The organism is Rhodococcus sp. I2R, assembly GCF_020889545.1.
Lineage (GTDB): Bacteria > Actinomycetota > Actinomycetes > Mycobacteriales > Mycobacteriaceae > Rhodococcoides.
This window is the reverse complement of record NZ_JAHUTG010000022.1, coordinates 1-21,978: the sequence shown is the minus strand read 5'-3', so window position 1 is coordinate 21,978 and position 21,978 is coordinate 1. Positions and strand designations below refer to the sequence as shown.

Genomic DNA, 21,978 nt, shown 5'->3' with positions numbered 1-21,978 from the left:
TTCGATTCGTGTCGCTATGTCGAGCGTCATAGTCGAAGGGATTTCCCAATGCCTCTGCCAATGCAACTCCGTCCTGCCGAGCACGGCCTGACCGCCCATCGGCGCTGGGTGGCGCTGGCGGTGATCTGTACCGCCGAACTGCTGGTGGTGCTGGACAACACCATCGTCAACGTCGCACTCCCGTCGATGGGCCTCCAACTGCGAGCGAGCATGAGCGGCCTGCAATGGGTCGTCGACGCCTACACGCTCACCTTCGCCGGACTGCTGTTGGCATTCGGTCATCTGGGCGACCGGCACGGTCGCAAGAAAGTGATGATGATCGGCCTGGTCGGCATTGCCGTCATGTCGATCGGCGGCGCGATCGCAGCCGACCTCGGCCAGGTTGTCGCGGCCCGGGCCGCGATGGGAGTGTGCGCAGCCGCGGTGTTCCCGGCGACACTGGCGCTGATCATCAACATCTTCACCGACGCCCGGGAGCGAGCCCTGGCAATTGCCGCCTGGACGGCCATGGCCGGGTTTGCCATTGCCATCGGCCCCACTGCGGGAGGCTTTCTCCTCGAACACTTCTCGTGGCACTCTGTGTTCTGGATCAACGTGCCGGTCGCCATCGGAGTACTGGCCGCTGCTGCGCTCTTCGTTCCCGAGTCGCGGGCTGCGCACGTCGGCAAGTACGACCCGCTGGGAATCGTGCTGTCCCTCGTCGGTATCACCGTTCTCGTCTGGGCCGTGATCGAAGCGCCGCATCGCGGTTGGGTGTCCGCGATCAGTGTCGCCGCCTACGTGGGCGGCGCCCTGTGTCTGGCAGTGTTCGTCTGGTGGGAACTGCGCACCGAATCGCCCGTGCTGGACATGAACCTGTTCCGAATACGACGATTCGCATTGCCCGCGTTGGCCATCGCCGTCGGCTACTTCAGCATGTTCGGCTTTCTGTTCATGATCACCCAATACTTCCAGGGCGTCATGGAGTTGAGTCCACTCGAATTCGGCATCCACTCGCTCCCGTTTGCAGCGTCCATCGCGGTGGGTGCCCCGATGGCCACCCTCATCGCGCAACGGGTCGGCACGACTGCAGTGATCGTGCTCGGGCTCATGGTGATGAGCGCAGGAATGTTCATCGCCGGGCAGGTGCAGGTCGAGACGCCGTACCTGGGGCCAGTCCTGATCTCGATGGTCCTGATGGGCCTGGGGCTCGCGATCGTCCAGGGCCCGGCGACGGAGTCCATCATGTCCTCGGTCTCGCTCGACGAAGCCGGCGCCGGGTCCGCCGTCAACGACACCACCCGCGAGGTCGGCGGCACCCTCGGCGTGGCGGTACTCGGATCGATCGTCGCCTCGGTCTACACCACGAAGGTGGGGCCGCTCGTCGACGCAATCCCCGACGCCCTCATGGAGCCGTATCAGAAAGCGTTCGCGAGAGAAACGGTGGTCAGCGTCATCGAGATCGTGAAAGCGCCGACGAACCCCATGTTCGCCACGCAGAAGGCCGATCTGGTCTACGCCATGAAAGCGGCCTCGCTCGAGGGATTCCAGTTCGCCTCGTTCGTCACCGTCGGATCGTGCCTGCTCTGCGCGGTGGCAGTGGCCGCGTTCCTGCCCTGGGGTCGACCGCAGGGCGACGGGGTCCTCCTCGCCTGGCGCAAGTAGTGCGGCTTCGCCGCCCGTGTGTGCATAGGTACCGCCCGCGGTAGCCATGCACGCACGGGCGAACCCGCACTACACTTGCCGAGCATGGCCGAGTCGATCGACGAGAACTTCACGCGCACCGTCTCGACCCTTGTTCGTCGGCCACGTGCACTCGACTCGGGTCTGTCACCGGATCGCGCGCTCGAACTGTTCGACGCCCAACTCGGCAGTCGCCATCTGGATTTCGCGGCCCGCTGGCTGCGAGCGGAGGGCGCCGGCTTCTACACGATCGGATCTGCCGGGCACGAGAGCAACGCCGCGGTCGCGGGTGCGCTGCGATCGACCGATCCTGCTCTGCTGCACTATCGTTCGGGGGCGTTCTATCTCGAGCGTGCTCGAGCCGTCGGTGGCAGCAATCCGATCAGGGACGTGCTGCTGGGCGTCGTCGCCTCGACGGCTGATCCGATCGCCGGTGGTCGGCACAAGGTGTTCGGGCGTGCCGATCTCGCGGTGATTCCGCAGACGTCCACCATCGCCTCCCATCTCCCGCGCGCCGTCGGCGTCGCATTCTCGACGGTGCGGGCGAGCAAGTTGGGCGTGGCCTCGGCGTGGCCGATGGACGCGGTGACGGTGTGCAGCTTCGGCGACGCCTCGGCGAATCATTCGACTGCGCAGGGTGCGATCAACACAGCGATCCACTCGGCCTACCAAGGCGTCCCCATCCCGCTGCTGTTCGTCTGCGAGGACAACGGGCTGGGGATCAGTGTCCGCACCCCGGCGGGATGGATCGAGACCACCTTCCGGTCGCGGCCAGGTCTCGAGTACTTCCATGCCGACGGCAGCGATCTGGAAGCCACCCACGCGGCGTCGACGGCGGCAGTGGACTGGGTACGACGCCACCGCCGGCCCGCGTTTCTGCACCTCGGCACCGTTCGGCTGATGGGCCACGCTGGATCGGACGTCGAATCGTCCTACCGTAGCCCCGCCGAGATCGTGGCCGAGTTCGGTCGCGATCCGCTGATCGGGACCGCGACACTGTTGATCGACGCCGGCATTCTGACGCCCACCGAGGTGGTCCAGCGTTACGAGCGTAAACGGAGCGAGGTCATGGCCGTCGCCCGCGACTGTGTCCGAGCCGAACACCTGACGGACGCAGCCGCGGTGATGGCACCGCTGACGGAGGTGAGCGCAGCGGTGGTGAACACACGGTCCGAGGAGATCGAGCTGCCACCGGATTCGACGCTGGCACAGGCGATCAACGCGGCACTGAAGCATATTCTGGCGCGTTACCCACAAGCCATCCTGTTCGGTGAGGACGTCGCTCGCAAAGGCGGCGTCTACGGCGTCACACGCGGGTTGATGGCCGAATCGGGTTCGGTGCGAGTGTTCGACACCGTGCTGGACGAGCAGTCGATCCTCGGGTTGGCGGCCGGCGCAGGGGTATCCGGTCTGCTGCCCATCGCGGAGATCCAGTACCTCGCCTACCTGCACAATGCCGCAGACCAGCTCCGCGGGGAGGCAGCGACGCTGCAGTTCTTCTCGAATCGCAGCTATCGGAACCCGATGATCGTCCGCATCGCCGGGTACGGGTACCAGAAGGGCTTCGGCGGACACTTCCACAACGACAACGCAATTGCAGCGCTGCGCGATATACCGGGCATCGTTGTCGCCTCCCCGTCGCGACCGGACGACGCCGCCGCGATGCTCCTCGCCTGCGCATCGGCCGCGGAGCAGCACGGCGCGGTGTGTGTGTTTCTCGAGCCCATCGCGCTCTACCATTCGCGCGACCTGTACGAGGACGGGGACGGAGACTGGCTCGCCGGCGGATGGACGTCGCCGGTGCAGATCGGGAAAGCGCGAACCTACGGGGAGGGAGCGGATCTGACCATCGTGACCTTCGGCAACGGCGTGCCGATGAGTCTGCGTGTGGCGCGAGAACTCTCCGTGCAGGGGATCGAGGTGTGCGTGGTCGATCTGCGGTGGCTTGCGCCGCTCCCGGTGGACGACGTGCTCGCCCAGGCCCGACTGAGTGGACGTGTGCTCGTCGTCGACGAGACGCGCCGGACTGGCGGAGTGAGCGAGGGCGTGGTGACGGCGTTGATCGACGCGGGATGGCGCGGCAGTCTCCGGCGCGTCACCAGCGCGGACAGCTTCGTTCCGTTGGGTGACGCGGCACTCGAGGTGCTGTTGTCACAGGAGACGGTCATGACGGCGGCACTCGAGATGCTGCGCGACAGGGGCGCTCAGGCAGAGCTGTGAATGCTGTCCACGAAAGGCGCGAGCAGCGAAGCCAGGTCGGCGGCGACGTCGGACGAGTTGGTCGGCGGCATGGACACGTAACCGAGGGCGAGGCGGACAACCGCGCGGCCGAGCACTTCCGCATTATGCGCCGACGCCCGCAGCCAACTGCGTTCGAAAGTCTGTGCCAGTCGAGCGGTCGCGTGCTCGATCAGCAGTCCGCTCTCGGTGGTGACCAGTCGCAACAGATCCGGCGGGGGGTCGTCGGTGAGCAGGGAGAGCACCAGCGGATCGGAGGCACTGCGCTCGAAGAACTCGGAGAACGCAACGTTGAGCGTGCGGAGACTGTCACCCTCGTTGGCGTAGACGGCGTCGTCCACAGCGGAGACGAACGTGTCCGCCAGCCGCAGGGCGTAACCCTGGGCCAGCCCTTTTCGCGTACCGAACTCCTTGTAGAGGGTTTGACGACTGATACCGGCGGCCTTGGCGACGTCGGTCATGTTGACCGCCGACCAGGTCTTGTCCAGTAGCAGTCGTTGCAGCCCGTCGAGGATGGTGGTGCGCATCAGGTTGGTGGCCGCGTTCCGGTAGGGGCTCGGGTTGACCGGTTGCGCTGTCACAACGACAAGTCTATCCGCGCGCCGAACGGTCGTGTTTCCGACCGACAGGCCCCCAGCCCCCACCGCCGCGGTCACGGCCGGCTTACCTCGACCATGAAGAAGTCCGATTTTGCAGCGCCGCAGTCAGGGCAACTCCAGTCCTCGGGGATGTCCTCCCACTTGGTGCCCGGCTCGATACCGTCATCGGGCCAGCCGAGTTCCTCGTCGTATTCGAAGCCGCACTGCATGCACTGGTAGAGCTTGAAATCGGTAGCCATGTCATCCTGCTTTCTGTTCGAAGTCGACCTTTTCGCGGACGCCGCAGTCGGGGCAGGGCCAGTCGTCGTCGACGTCGGACCATGGGGTGCCCGCCGGAAATCCTTCACGCGGGGCGCCGGCGGCCTCGTCGTAGACGAAGTTGCACACCGGGCACTCGTAGCTCGCCATCAGCGGTCACTCTCTCGAGTCGAGTCGGTTCCGGCAGTGACGCCGTACCGGGCCAGCATCTTTTCACGCTTGCTCGGGTCGATGTTCACCTTGGTGATGTCGCCGTCGTAGTGCTCGATCACCCGGTGGTCCATCACTTTTCGCCAGATCGGTGGGAAGTAGGCGAGTGAGATCATGCTGGCGTATCCGCTCGGGAGGTTTGGTGCGCCTTCCATGCTGCGCAGGATCTGGTACCGCCGAGTGGGATTGGCGTGGTGATCACTGTGACGCTGCAGGTGGTACAGAAAGATGTTGGTGACGATGTGATCGGAGTTCCAGCTGTGTTCCGGCGCGCACCGCTCGTACCGACCGGATTTGGTCTTCGCGCGGAGCAGGCCGTAGTGCTCGAGGTAGTTCACCGTCTCCAGGAGTGAGAAGCCGTAGACGGCCTGGATCAGCAGGAACGGAAGGATGCTCACGCCGAAGACAGCGGTCAGCGCCCCGAACAGCACGACCGACATCAGCCATGCGTTGAGAACGTCGTTGCGAATGTTCCAGGTGGACTTGCCGAGGCGCTCCATGCGCGTCTTTTCGATGTGCCAGGACGACTTCAGGCTGCCCCAGACGCTGCGGGGGAGGAACTTCCAGAAGCTCTCACCGAACTTTGCGCTGGCGGGGTCCTCCGGCGTCGCGACGCGGACGTGGTGGCCGCGGTTGTGTTCGATGTAGAAGTGTCCGTAGAAAGTCTGGGCCAGAGTGACCTTCGAGAGCCACCGCTCCAGGCTGTCCTTCTTGTGGCCCATCTCGTGCGCGGTGTTGATGCCGACGCCGCCCATGACGCCGACGCTGATGGCGAGCCCGATCTTCGAGATCAGGCCGAGTCCACCGTCGATGCCGAGCCAGCTCAGGTTGTCAGCCGTCCACAGGTAGCACGCGAGCACGAGGGAGGTGAGTTGGAATGGGATGTACGCGTAGGTGCAGTAGCGGTAGTACTTGTCGTTCTCGAGTCGTTCCATCACCTCGTCGGGCGGGTTCTGGCCGTCGGGGCCGAAGAAGAGGTCGAGAAGGGGAAGAAGTCCGTAGACCAACAGCGGACCGATCCACCACCAGATGGGGGAAACCGCGTTCCATCCGAGCTGGTTGAATGCCCAGATCATGCCGAGCGCCATGAAGATCGCGGTCGGCGGAATCAGTCCCATCAGCCAGAGGAAGCGCTTCTTGTCGCGCCACTCCTCGACGGGCGTACCCGGCTGCGGACTCGTCTGAGTTGCCACGACTGAAGCTCCTTCTCGAGAACTAAGTGGTGTCTGTCACCTGCAAGATGACAATACCGCGAAATTGTAAAGCTGGAAAGACAAAACGCAGAATTTGTCCAACCTGCTGTGATTCTGTGCACGTAGTGGAAGCAGATGCGGCCGCCACCTCGCCTCGCAGTCGATACAGCGGCGAAACACGGACGCCACGATGCATTCGTACAGTTCGCTGGTTGGCTTCGCGAAACAGCAGCGAAGCACCAGGCCGAGGGGTAGAAGCGTATGAGTGGAAATGCCGTTCGTCTGCAGGCGATCAAGGACGTAGAGGCGTACGTACCGCCTGCGGTGAGTTTCGTCGGAGACGAGAAGCCGGGTGAGATATTCGGTGATAACGTCTTCAGCAAGGTCGTCATGCAGAAGCGACTGCCCAAGTCGGTCTTCAAGTCTGTGATGGCAACGATCGACAAAGGCAAGCCGCTCGATCCCATGGTCGCCGACGCGGTTGCGTCGGCGATGAAGGATTGGGCGCTCGAGAAGGGTGCCACGCACTACGCGCACGTCTTCTACCCACTGACCGGCCTGACGGCCGAGAAGCACGACAGCTTCTTCGACCCTGTCGGGGACGGATCAGCACTGGCCGAGTTCGCCGGCAAGACCCTGATCCAGGGTGAGCCCGACGCCTCGAGCTTCCCCAACGGCGGACTCCGCAATACCTTCGAGGCTCGCGGGTACACCGGCTGGGACGTCACCAGTCCCGCGTACGTGCTCGAGAACCCGAACGGAAACACCCTCTGCATCCCGACGGTGTTCGTGTCGATGACCGGTGATGCGCTCGACCACAAGACTCCGCTGCTGCGTTCACAGCAGGCAATGGGCGGGCATGCCGAGCGGATACTGAAGCTGTTCGGACACGAGGACATCGAGAACATCGTCTCGTTCTGCGGACCCGAGCAGGAGTACTTCCTCGTCGACCGCCACTTCTTCCTCGCCCGCCCCGACCTGCTCAACTCCGGCCGCACCCTGTTCGGGTCGAAGCCGCCCAAGGGCCAGGAATTCGACGACCACTATTTCGGTGCCATCCCCGAGCGGGTGCTCGGATTCATGATGGACACCGAGCGCGAGTTGTTCAAGCTCGGGATCCCGGCCAAGACACGCCACAACGAGGTCGCGCCCGGGCAGTTCGAGGTAGCGCCGATGTTCGAGCGGGGCAACATCGCCGCCGACCACCAGCAGCTGCTGATGACGACGTTCAAGACCATTGCCAAGAAGCACGGCATGGAGTGTCTGTTCCACGAGAAGCCGTTCGAGGGCGTCAACGGTTCGGGCAAGCACGTCAACTTCTCGCTGGGCAACTCCGAACTGGGTTCGCTGCTGGTACCCGGTGACAATCCGCACGACAACGCTCAGTTCCTCGTGTTCTGTGCCGCGGTCATCCGCGCGGTGCACAAGTACGGCGGCCTGCTGCGCGCCTCGGTGGCGTCGGCGACCAACGATCACCGCCTCGGCGCGAACGAGGCTCCGCCGGCGATCATCTCGATCTTCCTCGGTGATCAGCTGGCCGATGTGTTCGATCAGATCGCCAAGGGAGCGGCTACGTCCTCGAAGGGCAAGGGCACCATGATGATCGGCGCCGACACGCTTCCTGTGCTGCCGACCGATCCTGGTGACCGCAACCGCACCAGCCCCTTTGCCTTCACCGGCAACAGGTTCGAATTCCGCGCACCGGGCTCGATGCAGACGGTCAACGGCCCGATGGTCACCATCAACACGATCATGGCCGAGGCGCTGGACTACATGGCTACTCAGCTCGAAACTGCGGTGGCGGACGGTGTCGAGTTCGATACGGCGGTGCAGAATCTGTTGACGGAGATCATCACCGAGCACGGTGCTGTCGTGTTCAACGGCGACGGCTACTCCGACAACTGGCAGATCGAGGCCGAGTCGCGGGGCCTGCCGAACCTGCGGACGACGCTCGATGCTCTACCCGAGCTGATCTCCGAGTCTGCGATGGAACTGTTCGAGAAGTACAAGGTGTTCAACCACCGAGAAATGCACTCGCGCTACGAGATCGGCTTGGAGCAGTACGCCCTGACGGTGTTCGTCGAGGCGCGCTTGACGCTCGAGATGGGACAGACTTCGGTGCTCCCGGCAGCAGTGCGGTTCCAGACCGAGTTGGCTCAGAATGTCGCTGCGCTCGCGGCTGCGGGTATCGACGCCGATACTGCGGCATTGAAGGCAGTTTCGGCGCCGCTCGCCGATCTCCGGTCGGCTCTGGCGACGCTGAAGTCCGCCCTCGAGAGCGATCCGGGCGGTGACGCACTGGCCGAGGCCATGCACGCGAAGGACGCGCTGCTTCCGGCGATGTCCTCGGTGCGATCGGCTGCTGACGTACTCGAATCGATGGTGGCCGACGATCTGTGGCCGCTGCCGACGTACCAGGAAATGCTGTACATCCTCTAAAGACGGCTCCGCCGCATGTGAGTGGAAATACATAGCAGGACAAGTATTTCCACTCACATGCGCGAAGCGCCTACTCAGAAGTCGGCTTTGGCGCGCGAGCGGACCTTGCTGACGATGGTGAACACGATGGCGATCGTCAGCAGCGTGTAGAGCACGACGGTGATGCCGCTGCCGATGAGGATGCTCGGATCGCCTTCGCTGACGGCAAGCGCACGTCGCAATGAGTCCTCGGCGAGGGGACCGAGGATGACAGCGATCAGCACGGGAGCAAGCGGAATGCCGTAGCGCCGCATCATGAACCCGAGGATGCCGAGACCGAGCATGAACATCAGATCCACGATGGACGCGCTCGATGCGTAAACACCGAGGGCCGCGAACACGGTGATCCCCGCGTACAGGTAGTTCTTGGGGATCTTCAGCAGTTTCGCCCACAACGGCGCGAACGGCAGGTTCAGAATCAGCAGAACCACCATCGCGACGAACAGGCTGGCGATGAGTGCCCAGACGATATCGCCGCTGCGCTCGAACAGCAGCGGTCCCGGCTGCATGCCGTACTGCTGGAACGCAGCGAGCATGATTGCGGCGGTAGCCGATGTCGGCAGACCCAGTGCGAGGAGTGCGCCCATCGCCGTACCTGCGGTGGCGTTGCCTGCTGCCTCCGGTCCGGCGACACCGCGGATGGCGCCCTTGCCGAACATGGGATTTTTCCTGTTGCGGTCGAGCCTGCGCTCGGCGCCGTAGGACAGGAAGCTCGGCACCTCGGCGCCGCCGGCCGGGATGACGCCGAACGGGACACCGAAGGCGGTACCGCGCAGCCAGGCAGGGAGAGCATCTCGGAACTCGGCTCGACTCAGGAAGGGGCGCCCTTCGGAGGCGATGAGCGAGGTGTCCTCCGGGCGTCCTATCTTCGACGCGACGTGGATCACCTCACCGAGAGCGAGCATCGCCACGGTGATGACGACGATGTGGATGCCGTCGAACATCGCGGGCACCTCGAAGGTGAAGCGTGAGGCGCCGGATGGCCCATCGATGCCGATGACGGCGAGAGTCAAGCCGATCAGCAGCGCAGTCAGACCCTTGAGCGCCGAGTCCGATACCACCGCGGAAGTTGCGACGAAAGCGAAGACAGCCAGCGCGAAGTACTCGGCAGGACCGAAGTTCGTCGCAAGATCGGCCAATGCGGGTGCGAAGAACACGACCAGCGTGGTTGCGACGATGCCACCGATGAAGGCGCCGATCGCCGACGTGGCGAGTGCCTGAGGCGCCCGGCCGTTCTTTGCCATCCGATGGCCCTCGAACGTGCCCGCGATCGCGGTGCTGTTGCCGGGGGTGTTCATCAGGATGCCGGAGATCGAGTCACCGAAGAGGCCACCGAAATACACGCCGGCGAACATGATGAGCGCCGCGGTGGGGTCGAGGGTGAACGTGACGGGAAGCAACAGTGCAACGGCCATGGCCGAACCGAGGCCGGGCAGAACGCCCACCGCGGTACCGAGCATGGCGCCGACGAGAACCCACACGAGGTTCATCGGCGTCAGGGCTGTCCCGAAGCCCTCGAGGAGATTGCTCAGCGAATCCATCAGAACACCTCCGCCAGGATGCCGCCGGGGAGCGTGAGTCCGAGTCCGGCAGAGAACGCGATCTGCACCGCGGAGGAGACCAGCAATGCGATGGCGGCGTCGAACACGTACCGACGGCTACCGAGTCCGATCGACACACCCCAGAACAGGAGTGCACCGGCCAGAACCCATCCGAGCGGGTCCAGCAGAGCGATGAAGACGGCCACCGAGGCGACGGTGATCCCTGTGGTGCGCCAGTTGCTGACACTGCCCGTGTGCACGACGCCGTTCTCGTCGACTCCGCGGTCGATGACATCGGGCTTCAGGAGCAACTGGATGGTGACGAGGATGGCGATGATGAAGCATCCACCGGCAACGATCGACGGGAATACCTGTGGGCCAGGCGATGTCGCTGTTTCCGGAACGGTCATCGTCACCGTGCCGTAGACGAGGAACAGGCCGAGGGCGACGAGCAACGCTGGAACGACGAGGCCGCTGCGTCCGGTCCAGAACGAAGCCTCGGGGGTTCGGGAAGGAGAAACCGGATCGTTGTCCGCGGAGGACTTCGTCTCGGAGGTCATACGAGTCCCAACTCTCGAAGGATGTCGGTGATGCGGGTTTGTTCGACCTCGAGGAACTCGCCGAACTCATCACCGGTCAAGAAGGATTCTTTCCACCGATTTCGTTCGACGGCGCTGGCCCACTGCTCGGTCTCCGACATCTCCGTGACGATATCGATCAGGGTCTGGCGGTCCTCGTCCGAGATTCCGGGCGGTGCGACGAAGCCGCGCCAGTTGACCAGGTCGACGTCGTATCCGAGTTCGGCGAAGGTGTCGACGTCGATTCCGTCCACCGGCTCGGGTGCCGCGACGGCGAGTGCGCGTACGTTGCCGGCTTCGATCTGATCGCGAAAGTCGTTGTAGCCGCTGACTGCAACGCCGACGGTGTTGGAGAGCAGTGCGGTGAGCACTTCGCCGCCACCGGAGTAGGCGATGTAGTTGATCGCCGCCGGATCGATGTCCGCCTGCTGTGCGAGCTGGCCGGCGACGATGTGGTCGATGCCGCCGAGCGAACCGCCGCCGATGGGCAGGCCGCCGGGATTGGCACGCCAGGCCGCAATCATGTCCTCGACATTTTGGTACGGCGATTCCTTCGGGACGACGAAGACTTCGAAGTCCTCGGCGAGCTTGGCGATGGGCACCGTGTCGGCCAGCGTGGTCTCGGAGTTGTTGATCGCGATTCCGCCGAGCATGACGGTGCCGGTGACCATCATCGTCGTCGCCTGGCCGGACAGGCTCTCGAGTTGGCTCAGTCCGATCGTGCCGCCGGCGCCCGGCACGTTGACCACTTGCGCGTTGTTGACGATGTTGTCCGAGCGCATCGCCTGCTGTGCCTCTCGCGCAACGAGATCCCAGCCTCCACCGGCTGCTGCGGGCGCGATCATCGTGAGCTTGGACCGGGCGTCGGAACCGCTTTGGCTGCGGCTTGCATCGATGCCCGCGACGGTAACGGCGCCGATGACTGCGATCGCCAGGAGTGATTTGGACAGTGTGGGCGAAACCCCCATCAAATGCCTTTCGTGTGATGTGTCACAGTCGGAGAGTAGTTAAGCTGCATCTGCAAAGTCCAGTCGGACGGTACGGCGTATCAAGTAAGTGTGACCCCCATGAACAGCTAACGAGTGGAGACGAGCGATGTCGGTAGCCGTAGTAACGAGTGATTCACCCGAGGGCCGTGAGGCGTTGGTGCGCGGAGTCGAGGAATCGAGGCTACGGGGGCAGGAACTGATTGCGCTCGCCGTCGTCGACGCCAAATCCGTCAGCGAAGAGGACAGGGAGGCAACACGTCTCGCGACCGAGCAAATGTTGACCAGCCGCGACTTGGCTGACGCGCAGTTCTCGATCAGAGTCGAACCCGATGCAGGGGATCCGGCCGGAGCCATCGTCGATCTGGCCGCCGAGATCGGAGCGACGTTGCTGGTGATCGGGTCGCGCCGACGCTCGGCGGTCGGGAAATTCTTGATGGGAAGCACCGTGCAGCGTGTGCTGCTCGACAGCCCGGTGCCCGTTTTGGTGGTGAAGGCGCCAGAGGAGCGCTCGACCCGCTAGAATCGGGCAGCACTCCCACCATCCACAAGCAGAGGATTCATGGACAGCGATAAACCCGGGCCGGACACGGCTCCCCGCACTACATCGATTATGTGCGAGGCGGTGTCCGGCGAATGAGTGCAGTGCTCACTCTTCTGCTCGGCTTCCTCGTAGTTTTTCTCATCACGGTGGCCACCGGCTACTTCGTGGCGCAGGAATTCTCCTACATGACCGTGGACCGGTCCCGCCTGAAGGCGCGCGCCGAAGAAGGCGACGTAGTTGCGCGTCGAACACTGCAGGTCACCAAGCGCACGTCGTTCATGTTGTCCGGTGCACAGCTGGGCATCACCGTCACCGGCCTGCTCGTCGGTTACGTGGCCGAACCCCTGATCGGACAGTCTCTGGGGACCATGATGGGCGGCGTCGGCGTCCCCACCGCGGTCGGCGTGGGTATCGGCGCGGTCGCAGCGCTGCTGTTCTCGACCTTCGTGCAGATGCTCTTCGGCGAACTGTTCCCCAAGAACTTCGCGATCGCGCGCCCCGAACCGGTGGCACGGTGGCTCTCGCTGTCGACCACGATTTACCTCAAAGCGTTCGGTTGGCTCATCACCATCTTCGACCACGCGTCGAACCTGCTACTCAAGGCCTTGAAAATCGAACCTGTGCACGACGTGGAGCACTCGGCCACGCCCAGGGACCTCGAGCACATCGTCGCCGAGTCCAAGGACTCCGGCGATCTGCCCGACGAGTTGTCCGATCTGCTCGATCGCATCCTCGACTTTCCGACGCGCACCGTCGAGCATGCGATGATTCCGCGGTCCCGAGCAGCCACCGTCCGTGCCACGGACACGCTTGCAGAGGTCGAAGCGCTGATGGGACAGGAGCATTCGCGTTATCCCGTTCTCGACGAGGACGACGGCATCGTGGGTGTCGTTCATCTACAGGACATTCTCGCGATCGTCGGTCGACCCGAGGCGAAAATCAGCGAGTTCGTTCGACCTGCCCTGATCCTTCCGGAGACCCAGGCGCTACCCGATGCGGTCGGTGAACTTCGTAGCTCGAAGAACCAATTGGCCTGTGTCATAGATGAATACGGCGGGCTCACGGGTGTCATCACGATCGAGGATCTGGCCGAGGAACTCGTCGGCGAGATCACCGACGAGCACGACGACGACATCGTCGACTACGCCCCGATCGCAGGCGAGGACGGCACCTGGACCATGTCGGGTGAGATCCACGTCGACGAGGTCGAACGGTCCATCGACCACGACCTGCCCCAGGGTGACTACGAGACCATCGCCGGGTTCGTCATCACGCACCACGGCGCGCTTCCCGTCGTGGGGACGCGTATCGAAGTCGATCTACCGGCGGACTCCGCCGATCTGATCGGCGCCGACGACGATGCTCCGGAACGGTTCGTCTCCGTCGAAGTTCTGGAAATCGACAACTACGTGCCTTCTCTGGTCCGTCTCGAACTGGGCCAAAGGGAGAGCGGCAGTAGGGAATCCGGTAGCGGGGATTCCGACACCGAAGACAATACGAGCGATCGAGAATTGGACGAGCACCGATGAGCAACCTGTGGGTATTTCTCGCGGTCACTATCGGCCTCATCGCCTCGAGTGCCTTCTTCGTTGCCGTCGAATTCGCGTTGCTCGCAGCCAAACGTCACCGTTTGGAGGATGCGGCCATGACCAGCAGGGCCGCGCGCGCGGCCCTGCGAAGTTCCAGCGAACTGACCGTGCTCCTGGCTGGATCGCAACTCGGTATCACTCTGTGCACGCTTGCGCTCGGTGCGTTCACGAAACCGGCGGTGCACCATTACTTCACGCCGGTGTTCGAGCATTGGGGCCTGCCCTACTGGGTCGCAGACGTGACCGGGTTCGTGTTGGCCCTGATCATCGTCACCTTCCTGCACCTGGTGGTGGGCGAGATGGCGCCGAAGTCATGGGCCATCGCGCACCCCGAGAAGTCCGCGACCATGCTGGCGATCCCGATGCGCGGCTTCATGTTCTTGACACGGCCGATTCTGACCGTGCTCAACAACATGGCCAACTGGTGCTTGCGCAAAGTGGGGGTCGAACCGGCGGATCAGATCGGGGCGGGTCAGAGCCCGGACGATCTCCGTCAGTTGGTCGAGCATTCGGTCAACGTGGGTGCGCTCGACGCGAGCTACTCGGTGCAGTTATCCGGTGCCCTCGAGCTCCAGCGGCTGACGGTGGGTGACCTGGTTCGCCACGGCGTCACGACATCCGTGCCGCCGACGGCCACCGTCGCCGACGTGCGGGCGGCCTCGCTGCGCTCGGGGCATCTGCGCATCCTCGTCAAGGATGGCGAGACTGTCAGCGGAGTCGTGCACGTGCGCGACACGTTGAACAGTGAGGTGGACTTGGCGGAAGTGACCCGTCCGGTCTTCACGATCGCAGCGGATACCCCGGTCTATGTCGCTCTGGCGTCGATGCGCGAGACGAGCAGCCACCTCGCACTGGTGGTCGACGGCGACGCCACGGTCGGCGTGGTGACGATGTCGGACGTGCTCTCTCGACTGCTTCCGGCTGCCGGAGTTGCGGTCTGACCTGTCCACAGAACGAGAGGGGCCGCACCGACGATGTCGGTGCGGCCCCTCTCGTATGTGCGGTGCTATACGGGTTTGATGACGAGCAACGAAGCCCAGTAGACGGCAACGTCGTGACCGACCTGGGGTAGTAGCGCGTCGTACAGCAGGTAGGACATCATCGGGCTGGCTCCTGATCTGGTGTGCGACCGGGTCCGGCCGCGAAGGGGTTGCTACCCGCTCATGCTTCCCCAGAACAGGGTTGTAGGTCAACAGATGCGCGCGAGAGCACCTCAGCCGATGCAGCCCTGCAATGTGGTGAAGCTTCCGGCGATTCCCGGTCCGTCGCAGACCGCGCCGGTCGGTGTCAGGGTGATGGTGGCGCCGGGGCCGGCCACTGCGATGGACAGGCCTGGGCCGACGCCTTCGTTGGCCGCGACGCTGCCGGGACCGAAGGCGATTGCTGCCGGGCCACCTCCGAACGATGCGTCGGCCACTGCGGTGCCGCCTTCGAGTCCGAGCGCGAGCGCCGCTGCGTTTGCCACGGCGGTTGCCGAGCCCCAGCCTGCAATGCCGTAACCGGCAGCAGCGCTCGTGGCGTCGGCGACACTGTCACACTGCGAGGTTCCGTCGAGGGCGACCTGCGCTGCGCCGCCCGGTGCGGTGGTGCATGCGGCGGGAGCAGCAGAGGCGGTTCCCGGCAGCAGAACGGCAGCTGCACAGGCTATTCCGATCGCTGCTGCGCCGCCGACTGTCCGCGTGACGGCCTTTCCCGACCTCGCGATTGCAGACTTGCTGGTTGCGACTGTGGTGGACATGAAGAGCCTCCCGATAGGTTCGTGCCGGTCGAGGGTCGCTCGCTCGTTCGCCCGCGGCGCCCTGCACTTCACGGTCCCCGTCTTCGGACACGACCACAGAAATCGATGGTCACGAGTGGGAAACCATACGATAACGGAGAGGGAACGGTGCCGCCTGCCCAGTCAGCGGGCGTCGTGGCGCTCGCGGGCCTCGAGGACGGCAGGCAGGTTGGATTCGAGCAGCTCGATCAGGCTTGTCAGTTGCGAGGCGACCTGTCGGCCCAGCGGGGTGAGGCTGTATTCGACCTTCGGTGGAATGGTTTCCAGCACCGTGCGTACAACCATTCCGTCGCGTTCGAGGGCTTGGAGTGTCTGCGACAGCATTCGTTCGCTGACGCCGTCGACACGCCTGCGCAATGCGTTGAACCGGTAGTCGCCCTCGCCGAGTGCGGCCAGCGCGAGTGTGCCCCAGCGGCTCGTCGCATTTTGCAGCACGTCGCGGGAGGAGCAGTTGCGTGCGAAGACGTCGGCTTCGAGTGAGGGGTCCGCTTCGCTCATTCCCCCATGTTAGCGCAAACAGTCCCGTAATTGCTGCGCATTTGTATTGCACTATCGAAAAAGTAAGTGCATAGTGGTGGGGAATCGACTTCCCAACCTCAGGAGATGGCATGACCACAGCAGTAACAGGTGCAACAGGGCATTTCGGCGCTCTCGTCGTCGACGGGCTCATCGAGCGCGGCGTCGCCGCCGGTGAGATCGTGGCAATCGTGCGAGATGCCGCCAAGGCGCAAGCGCTGGCAGCGCGCGGCGTCCAGGTGCGCGTCGCCGAGTACGGCGATCGCGACGCTCTGAAGGTCGCATTCGACGGCGTCGACAAGCTCCTGCTTGTGTCCGGATCCGAGATCGGACAGCGAACTGCTCAGCACACCAACGTTATCGACGCAGCGGAGTCGGCCGGAGTGTCCTTCATTGCGTACACCTCCCTGCTTGCCGCAGACACCTCCGGCGTGAGCCTCGCCGCCGAACATCTGGCGACGGAACAGCGTTTGGCTGCCTCGTCGATCCCGTCTGCCTTGCTGCGAAACGGTTGGTACTGGGAGAACTACCAGAGCTCGCTGCCGCAGGTGGCCGAGACCGGGGTGCTCCTCGGATCTGCTGGTGACGGCAAGGTGGCGGGCGCCTCGCGCGCCGACTTCGCGGCCGCAGCGGTCGTGGTGCTGGCATCGGAGGGTCACGCCGGAAAAATCTACGAACTCGGCGGCGACGAACGACTCACCTACACCGAGCTTGCTGCCGTGATGGCGCAGGTCACGGGCAAGCCGGTGGAATACCAGGACGTCCCGGAAGCGACATACCGCGAGATTCTGCAGGGGGCCGGACTTCCCGATTTCGTCGCCGAAATGCTCGCCAGTGCCGACGCCGGTATCGCTCGCGGCGAACTCGACACCGAATCCGGGGATTTGCAGAAACTGATCGGCCGCCCGTCGACCCCCGTCGCAACCGTCCTGAGCTAGTCTTCGCGTCCCGGATTCGGTCCCGGATTCAGGGGAGCAGGCAGGTGCTGGCGGTCGCCGATTTCGATCGTCACAGCCGCTACGGTGATCCCGATCAGCACCCCGACGAGGGTGTCCCCGACACGGTCGATAGCGACGGCGGGTGATAGGTGGCCAGCAAGACCGGTGAGAATCAGCGCCATCGGCGTGACTGCGATCGACAGCAGGGCGTAGTTCTTGACCACCAGCAGCTCGGCGGTGACCTGGAATGCCACTACGGCGAGGACGGCTTGCCAGTAGCCCGGGGACAAGGCGAGCAGCCCGGCCGCGATCGCGGCGCCCGCCATGTTTCCGAGTAGGCGCTGAATTCCGCGCTGAACCGTGGACTGGAACGTGACGCCCTGCATGGCGGCCACCGCGCCCATCGTCGCCCACAGTGGGTGTTCGAATCCGAGGGCGCTCGCGCACCACGCGGCGAGCGCAGCAGCGATTGCGATGCGAATCCCATTGAGTATCAGGGGGCGTGAGGTGATTCGCGCGAGGCCCTCGGCGAAGAAGCTTCTCGGTGGCGCGGGAAGGGCGACCGCAGCGCCTGTCGGCAGCCCGTCGTAGCGGCGCAGCGCGCGTAGTGCGCGCTCGTGGGCGAGGACGGTCTCGGCGTGTGCGGGATCGTCCCCCCGCGCCCAGGCCTCGAGCAGACCCTCGGCGTCGTCGAGGAGGGTCATCAGCGCGAGCCGGTGCCGGTCCGCGCGTGCGCCACCGTTGAGCGTGACGACGGTGCGAGCGTGTGCGATCGCGGCGCGCGCGGGTTCGTCGCGGGGTGTGCCGCGGTGCGCATCGACGGCGGCGAGAGCGCGTGCGACGGCGAGCTGCGCGGGTCCGGCGGGGTGAAGAAGCGCTGGTAGTAGCGCCGTGCCGAGGCCGACGAGCATGCCGACTGCCGTCGCCAGGAACACCGTCACCACGTCCGCGGCGGTGTGCGCGAAGGCGATGGCCGCGGTCGAGGCGAAGACCGGGATGACCGCGCCCGGCCCCATGACGGCGAACGCTGCCAGGAGCAGGGCAGCGACACCTGCGGCGATCGAGACCGCAATGACCTCGATCGCGGCGGAGGGCGCTACTACACCGACCAGCGCGGCCAGCGTCGCGTACAGCACGATCATCCCGCCGACCAGGGCCAGTTTGCCGGCGCGCCGCGGGTACGGCTCGTAGCGTCCGAACGCCGAGCATGTCGCCCCGAGTGCGGCGAAACCGGCGAGCTCGGGTCGTCCGATCAATCCGCCTGCGATGAGAACCACCGCAGTGGCGAGGCCGACGCGGATGGCGGGCGCGAGGGTCGCGTCGGATCGGCCGAGCGAGAGGGCCTGACGCCAGGTTCGGCTCGACACCGCGTGGGCGAGTGCTGAGCGGGAATGTTCGATTCGGTCGGAGGGTGCGGCCACTCGAATAAGTTTACTGATGTTTCACTAGTAAACAAACTGGCGAGCGTCGTACTGTGAACGCATGATCCAGGGGAAGACATCAGGCGGCGATATCGTCGACCGAGTGCGACGCGAATGGGCCTCGGCGCTCCCCGATCTCGACACCTCACCGATCGAGATACTGGGACGAATCGGCAGGATCGCGTCCAAGTCCAACGCCGTCTTCGAGGCGGCACTGGCGCCCACCGGTGTTTCCCGCGCCGAATTCGACGTCCTCGGCGCGCTGCGGCGTGCCGACCGGCCACTGCGGGCCAGTGAGGTGACATCGGTGACGCTGATGAGCGGCGCATCGACGACCAAGATCTCCGAGCGGCTCGTGAGCCAGGGACTACTCGAACGCCTCAAGCTCGAGCGCGACGGGCGCGTGGTGCTGCTGCGGCTCACCGACACCGGCCGCGAGCTCGTCGACCGCGTGTTTCCTCTTCGCATCGAAGCCGACCGCGAACTCCTGGAGGGTTTGAGCGCCGAGCACATGGCCACGCTGGCCGACTTGCTGCGCAGGGTGGCGCTGAACGCCGACTGAGGCGGCTTCGCCGCATGTGAGTGGAAATGCATAGTGGGACACGTATTTCCACTCACATGCGCGGAGCGCCTAGTACGTCGAGAGCGGGCGGATGTCGGTCGCCCCGCCGGGTGTCGGTGACGTGAGAATGAATGCCGAGTTGTAGCCCTTCGACTCGGCAACCGCACGGATCTCGCGGAACTGCTCCGGCGAAACCTCCGGGGAGCGCGAGAGGACGAAGCCGGACGTACGCAGCGGATCGCCGACGAGTGCCCACGAGTAGTCCTCGGCGATGTAGGCGACGATGTAGTTGGTCGGGCCGTCCGGGTCGCCCTGGGTGGGCACACTTGGGAAGCTCACGTGCAGCTGCGCATTGGTGACGGTGTCGTTGACGCGCGCGTTACCGACGATGCCGTTCTGGCCACCGGTCCACGTGGTGCAGGTGTTCTCCACCCGGATGTTGCTGGCATCGATGAGTTGGTAGTTCGCCTGGGTGTCCCGCGCGCAAGCCAGGTTGAACGGCTGCGGAACCGCGGCCACCTGGTTCCAGGTTCCGAGGTAGCGCTCGACGTCGAGCGACGGAACCGGCGCCAAAGGCTCGAACGTCGGAAGCTCGAACGTCGGAAGCTCGAACGTCGGAAGCTCGAACGTCGGAAGCTCGAACCCGGCCGATCCGGAGGGTGCAGGCTGGGCCCCGGCGACGCCCCCGCTCAGGAGAAGTCCTGCCGCGCATGCCCCGCCCACAACGGCCCGTGCTGCGATCGAACGTATCTTCATCAATTCACTCCTTCTGATCCAGATGTTCGGCATTGTTGGAGTCGATGCGGTTCGGCCACCATATCCCCGGGCCGACGAGGGTGAACAGGGCCGGGATGACCAGCGTGCGTACGACGAAAGTGTCGAGCAGAATGCCCAGGCCCACAATGATTCCCAGCTGGGTGAGCGTGATCAGTGGGAGAACGCCCAGCACGCAGAAGACGGCCGCCAGTACGATGCCTGCGCTGGTGATGACGCCGCCGGTGGCCCCGACGGCGCGGACGATGGCCGCCCGGGTGCCATGTCCGGGCGTCTCCTCGCGCGTGCGTACGACCAGGAAGATCGTGTAGTCGACGCCGAGAGCGACCAGAAACAGGAACGCGAAAAGCGGGACATTGTCGTCCAGTGCGGGGAATCCGAAGATGTTGCTGCTGACCCAGCTGCCAACGCCGAGGGCTGCGAACGCGCTCAGCACGGTGGTCCCGACGAGTAGGAGGGGCGCCACGAGTGCACGCAGCAGGACGAAAAGCACGATGAGTACGACGAGCAGAATCGCGGGCACCACGACGAGTCGATCGCGCGCAGCGGCCTCGCTGGTATCGAGTGCCTGGGCGTCGCTACCGCCGACGAGCGCGTCCGGTATACCGTCGAATGCACTCCGCAGGTCGCCGACCGCAGTGAATGCTTCCTCTGACGCGGGTGCGGTGTCGGTCACGACGGACCATTGCGTCAGGCCGGTGCCGGACTCGGCAACCCTGGTGAACGAGGAGACGGCTCCGACCGAGTTGAGCGCCGCTTCGACGTCCTCGGCCGAATCGGTCGGCGCGATCACGGTGGTGGGATCGGCGAGACCGGCCGGGAAGTGTTCGGCGAGGGTGTCGAATCCCTCGACGGACTCGGCGGACACGCGGAACTGCTCGGTCTGCGACAGGCCGATGCCGGTTCCGAACAGGGCCGCCGAACACGCGAGCAGTGCGACGATGGTGACGGTGGCAGTCCTGATCGGGTGCCGCGATACCGCTGCGGCGATGGAGAACCAGGCGCCGGAGGTGGCGGTGTCCTTGTCCTCGGGCTTGGGCACGAACGGCCAGAACAGCTTGGGGCCGAACAGCGCCAGCAGGGGTGGTAGTACGACGAGCACGAAGACGGCTGCGACGACAAGTCCGGCGGCTGCCAGTGCGCCGAGGCTGCGGGTGCTGGGCAGGATCGCGAGAAGCAGGGTGAGCAGCGCGAGTACGACGGTGGCGTTGCTGGCCAGGATGGCGGGTCCGGCATGACGGACGGCACGCGCCAGCGCGGCCCGGGGGTCCTCCCTCCCGTCGCCGTGGCGCAGTTCCTCTCGATACCGCGAGATGAGCAGTAGGGCATAGTTGGTACCTGCGCCGAAGACGAGGACGCTGGTGATGCCCGAGGTGGAGCCGTCGAACGACAGCCCGGTCACCTGTGCAAGAGCGGTGCCGACGGAGGTGGCGACGCGATCTCCGAAGCCGATGACCGTGAGGGGGACCAGCCACAGGATCGGCGACCGATAGGTGACGATGAGAAGGATGGCGACGACGAGGGCTGTCACCGCAAGCAGTGTGACGTTGGCGCCGGAGAACGAGTTGGCGATATCGGCTCCGAACGCGGGGCCGCCGGTGATCTGCGTGACCAGCCCGTCGGGGAGGCCGTCGGCGGCTGCGTCGCGCAGGGAAGTTATCTGCTCGGTCAGGTCGAAGCCGGACAGGGACGAGTCGATTTCGACCGTCCCGAGTGCCGCCTCACCGTCCGGGGCGGGAATGAGTGGTGAGGCGGTGGTTTCGGTATCGCCGAGCCTTGCCGTGAGTCGGTCGAGTGCTTGCTGACCGGCGACGAGATCGGCGGCGCTCAATGCTGCGCCGTCGCTGCGGCTCAGCACCAGTAGGGCAGCGGCGGTATCGGCGTCGGGGAACTGGGCCAGTAGGTCGGTAACTTGGGCGGATTCTGCCGCGGGCGGTACCGAGGACGGTGCCTGACCTGCGGATTCGTTCTCTCCGACGGCAGCCATGAAACCTAATGGGACTTGATCGGCGAGTCTTCGGCTGGAGCTGGTGCAACCGGAGAACGCTGGTCACCGAGCCGCTGGTGGGTGAGCACTATTTCAACCTGGAGTGATTGTGTGACTCCTAACCCTA

Annotated in this window: 20 protein-coding genes; 8 read left to right on the top strand and 12 right to left on the bottom strand. The window is 64.8% G+C overall.

Translation table 11 applies throughout. The annotated features are described in order from the left end of the window. Positions 1–48: 48 nt before the first annotated feature. On the top strand, positions 49–1,644 hold the full coding sequence (locus KVY23_RS19690) for an MFS transporter (protein ID WP_230557923.1): 1,596 nt from the start codon (positions 49–51) through the stop codon (positions 1,642–1,644). Positions 1,645–1,728: 84 nt separating this feature from the next. Then, positions 1,729–3,882 (top strand): thiamine pyrophosphate-dependent enzyme, encoded by a 2,154-nt coding sequence (locus KVY23_RS19685; protein ID WP_230557922.1) that lies wholly within the window; start codon positions 1,729–1,731, stop codon positions 3,880–3,882. Here the strand turns inward: KVY23_RS19685 and KVY23_RS19680 are convergent. From KVY23_RS19680 to KVY23_RS19665, 4 genes are all read right to left on the bottom strand, one after another. Beyond that, positions 3,867–4,427 carry a TetR family transcriptional regulator gene (locus KVY23_RS19680; protein ID WP_230557972.1) on the bottom strand — a complete coding sequence of 187 codons (561 nt, stop codon included), beginning with the start codon at positions 4,425–4,427 and terminating at the stop codon, positions 3,867–3,869. The genes KVY23_RS19685 and KVY23_RS19680 overlap by 16 nt on opposite strands. A 125-nt stretch (positions 4,428–4,552) precedes the next feature. Continuing rightward, complete coding sequence (locus KVY23_RS19675; RefSeq protein ID WP_075841002.1) at positions 4,553–4,738, bottom strand: rubredoxin; 186 nt, start codon at positions 4,736–4,738, stop codon at positions 4,553–4,555. 1 nt (position 4,739) lies between these two features. Next, the gene (locus tag KVY23_RS19670) at positions 4,740–4,907 is read right to left on the bottom strand and encodes a rubredoxin (protein ID WP_075841003.1); all 168 of its coding nucleotides are present in this window, start codon (positions 4,905–4,907) and stop codon (positions 4,740–4,742) included. After that, entirely contained in the window at positions 4,907–6,085 is a 1,179-nt protein-coding gene (locus KVY23_RS19665) for an alkane 1-monooxygenase (protein WP_230557971.1), read from the bottom strand. The genes KVY23_RS19670 and KVY23_RS19665 overlap by 1 nt, the downstream gene beginning before the upstream one ends. 336 nt (positions 6,086–6,421) lie before the next feature. Here KVY23_RS19665 and KVY23_RS19660 point away from each other — a divergent pair, with 336 nt between their 5' ends. After that, a complete protein-coding gene (locus KVY23_RS19660) occupies positions 6,422–8,599 on the top strand; it encodes a glutamine synthetase III (RefSeq protein ID WP_230557921.1) in 2,178 nt (725 codons plus the stop codon). A 74-nt stretch (positions 8,600–8,673) separates the two neighbouring features. On the opposite strand, the gene KVY23_RS19655 is transcribed toward KVY23_RS19660, so the two are convergent. Genes KVY23_RS19655 through KVY23_RS19645 form a run of 3 tightly spaced genes read right to left on the bottom strand, consistent with a single transcriptional unit; the run spans position 8,674 to position 11,725 of the window. Then, positions 8,674–10,179: a tripartite tricarboxylate transporter permease gene (locus KVY23_RS19655; RefSeq protein ID WP_206508384.1), complete on the bottom strand. Its 1,506-nt coding sequence runs from the start codon at positions 10,177–10,179 to the stop codon at positions 8,674–8,676. Beyond that, positions 10,179–10,739 carry a tripartite tricarboxylate transporter TctB family protein gene (locus tag KVY23_RS19650; RefSeq protein WP_075841004.1) on the bottom strand — a complete coding sequence of 187 codons (561 nt, stop codon included), beginning with the start codon at positions 10,737–10,739 and terminating at the stop codon, positions 10,179–10,181. Before KVY23_RS19650 ends, KVY23_RS19655 begins: the two co-directional genes overlap by 1 nt. Then, on the bottom strand, positions 10,736–11,725 hold the full coding sequence (locus tag KVY23_RS19645; protein ID WP_075841005.1) for a tripartite tricarboxylate transporter substrate binding protein: 990 nt from the start codon (positions 11,723–11,725) through the stop codon (positions 10,736–10,738). Before KVY23_RS19645 ends, KVY23_RS19650 begins: the two co-directional genes overlap by 4 nt. Positions 11,726–11,852: 127 nt before the next feature. Here KVY23_RS19645 and KVY23_RS19640 point away from each other — a divergent pair, with 127 nt between their 5' ends. The 3 genes from KVY23_RS19640 to KVY23_RS19630 all read left to right on the top strand — a co-directional run bounded on the left by KVY23_RS19640 (position 11,853) and on the right by KVY23_RS19630 (position 14,817). Continuing rightward, positions 11,853–12,266 carry a universal stress protein gene (locus KVY23_RS19640; protein ID WP_230557920.1) on the top strand — a complete coding sequence of 138 codons (414 nt, stop codon included), beginning with the start codon at positions 11,853–11,855 and terminating at the stop codon, positions 12,264–12,266. A 113-nt stretch (positions 12,267–12,379) separates the two neighbouring features. Next, positions 12,380–13,816 carry a hemolysin family protein gene (locus KVY23_RS19635; protein WP_230557919.1) on the top strand — a complete coding sequence of 479 codons (1,437 nt, stop codon included), beginning with the start codon at positions 12,380–12,382 and terminating at the stop codon, positions 13,814–13,816. After that, on the top strand, positions 13,813–14,817 hold the full coding sequence (locus KVY23_RS19630; protein ID WP_230557918.1) for a hemolysin family protein: 1,005 nt from the start codon (positions 13,813–13,815) through the stop codon (positions 14,815–14,817). The genes KVY23_RS19635 and KVY23_RS19630 overlap by 4 nt, the downstream gene beginning before the upstream one ends. Positions 14,818–15,089: 272 nt before the next feature. Here KVY23_RS19630 and KVY23_RS19625 read toward each other — a convergent pair whose 3' ends face one another. Together KVY23_RS19625 and KVY23_RS19620 are read right to left on the bottom strand one after the other, a co-directional pair. Beyond that, the gene (locus tag KVY23_RS19625; RefSeq protein ID WP_230557917.1) at positions 15,090–15,614 is read right to left on the bottom strand and encodes a DUF6764 family protein; all 525 of its coding nucleotides are present in this window, start codon (positions 15,612–15,614) and stop codon (positions 15,090–15,092) included. Between the two features lie 162 nt (positions 15,615–15,776). After that, positions 15,777–16,151, bottom strand: a complete 375-nt coding sequence (locus tag KVY23_RS19620; protein WP_230557916.1) for a helix-turn-helix domain-containing protein — start codon at positions 16,149–16,151, stop codon at positions 15,777–15,779. Positions 16,152–16,261: 110 nt separating this feature from the next. Between KVY23_RS19620 and KVY23_RS19615 the strand changes: the two genes are divergently transcribed. Then, entirely contained in the window at positions 16,262–17,107 is an 846-nt protein-coding gene (locus KVY23_RS19615) for an SDR family oxidoreductase (RefSeq protein WP_230557915.1), read from the top strand. On the opposite strand, the gene KVY23_RS19610 is transcribed toward KVY23_RS19615, so the two are convergent. Beyond that, positions 17,104–18,528, bottom strand: coding sequence for an FUSC family protein (locus KVY23_RS19610; protein WP_230557914.1), 1,425 nt, complete (start codon positions 18,526–18,528; stop codon positions 17,104–17,106). The two genes, KVY23_RS19615 and KVY23_RS19610, sit on opposite strands and share 4 nt — an antisense overlap. Before the next feature lie 61 nt (positions 18,529–18,589). Between KVY23_RS19610 and KVY23_RS19605 the strand changes: the two genes are divergently transcribed. Next, positions 18,590–19,090 carry a MarR family winged helix-turn-helix transcriptional regulator gene (locus KVY23_RS19605; RefSeq protein ID WP_230557913.1) on the top strand — a complete coding sequence of 167 codons (501 nt, stop codon included), beginning with the start codon at positions 18,590–18,592 and terminating at the stop codon, positions 19,088–19,090. Between the two features lie 69 nt (positions 19,091–19,159). Here KVY23_RS19605 and KVY23_RS19600 read toward each other — a convergent pair whose 3' ends face one another. Next, positions 19,160–19,846, bottom strand: coding sequence for a lipocalin family protein (locus KVY23_RS19600; protein ID WP_230557912.1), 687 nt, complete (start codon positions 19,844–19,846; stop codon positions 19,160–19,162). Between the two features lie 4 nt (positions 19,847–19,850). Continuing rightward, positions 19,851–21,851: an MMPL family transporter gene (locus tag KVY23_RS19595; protein WP_230557911.1), complete on the bottom strand. Its 2,001-nt coding sequence runs from the start codon at positions 21,849–21,851 to the stop codon at positions 19,851–19,853. Positions 21,852–21,978 lie beyond the last annotated feature (127 nt).

What these genes read in the sequence shown, in the direction of transcription:
- KVY23_RS19690 (WP_230557923.1), top strand. Translation starts at nt 49, where the DNA reads ATGCCTCTGCCAATGCAACTCCGTCCTGCCGAGCACGGCCTGACCGCC.
- KVY23_RS19685 (WP_230557922.1), top strand. Translation starts at nt 1,729, where the DNA reads ATGGCCGAGTCGATCGACGAGAACTTCACGCGCACCGTCTCGACCCTT.
- KVY23_RS19680 (WP_230557972.1), bottom strand. Translation starts at nt 4,427, where the DNA reads ATGCGCACCACCATCCTCGACGGGCTGCAACGACTGCTACTGGACAAG.
- KVY23_RS19675 (WP_075841002.1), bottom strand. Translation starts at nt 4,738, where the DNA reads ATGGCTACCGATTTCAAGCTCTACCAGTGCATGCAGTGCGGCTTCGAA.
- KVY23_RS19670 (WP_075841003.1), bottom strand. Translation starts at nt 4,907, where the DNA reads ATGGCGAGCTACGAGTGCCCGGTGTGCAACTTCGTCTACGACGAGGCC.
- KVY23_RS19665 (WP_230557971.1), bottom strand. Translation starts at nt 6,085, where the DNA reads ATGGGACTGATTCCGCCGACCGCGATCTTCATGGCGCTCGGCATGATC.
- KVY23_RS19660 (WP_230557921.1), top strand. Translation starts at nt 6,422, where the DNA reads ATGAGTGGAAATGCCGTTCGTCTGCAGGCGATCAAGGACGTAGAGGCG.
- KVY23_RS19655 (WP_206508384.1), bottom strand. Translation starts at nt 10,179, where the DNA reads ATGGATTCGCTGAGCAATCTCCTCGAGGGCTTCGGGACAGCCCTGACG.
- KVY23_RS19650 (WP_075841004.1), bottom strand. Translation starts at nt 10,739, where the DNA reads ATGACCTCCGAGACGAAGTCCTCCGCGGACAACGATCCGGTTTCTCCT.
- KVY23_RS19645 (WP_075841005.1), bottom strand. Translation starts at nt 11,725, where the DNA reads ATGGGGGTTTCGCCCACACTGTCCAAATCACTCCTGGCGATCGCAGTC.
- KVY23_RS19640 (WP_230557920.1), top strand. Translation starts at nt 11,853, where the DNA reads ATGTCGGTAGCCGTAGTAACGAGTGATTCACCCGAGGGCCGTGAGGCG.
- KVY23_RS19635 (WP_230557919.1), top strand. Translation starts at nt 12,380, where the DNA reads ATGAGTGCAGTGCTCACTCTTCTGCTCGGCTTCCTCGTAGTTTTTCTC.
- KVY23_RS19630 (WP_230557918.1), top strand. Translation starts at nt 13,813, where the DNA reads ATGAGCAACCTGTGGGTATTTCTCGCGGTCACTATCGGCCTCATCGCC.
- KVY23_RS19625 (WP_230557917.1), bottom strand. Translation starts at nt 15,614, where the DNA reads ATGTCCACCACAGTCGCAACCAGCAAGTCTGCAATCGCGAGGTCGGGA.
- KVY23_RS19620 (WP_230557916.1), bottom strand. Translation starts at nt 16,151, where the DNA reads ATGAGCGAAGCGGACCCCTCACTCGAAGCCGACGTCTTCGCACGCAAC.
- KVY23_RS19615 (WP_230557915.1), top strand. Translation starts at nt 16,262, where the DNA reads ATGACCACAGCAGTAACAGGTGCAACAGGGCATTTCGGCGCTCTCGTC.
- KVY23_RS19605 (WP_230557913.1), top strand. Translation starts at nt 18,590, where the DNA reads ATGATCCAGGGGAAGACATCAGGCGGCGATATCGTCGACCGAGTGCGA.
- KVY23_RS19600 (WP_230557912.1), bottom strand. Translation starts at nt 19,846, where the DNA reads ATGAAGATACGTTCGATCGCAGCACGGGCCGTTGTGGGCGGGGCATGC.
- KVY23_RS19595 (WP_230557911.1), bottom strand. Translation starts at nt 21,851, where the DNA reads ATGGCTGCCGTCGGAGAGAACGAATCCGCAGGTCAGGCACCGTCCTCG.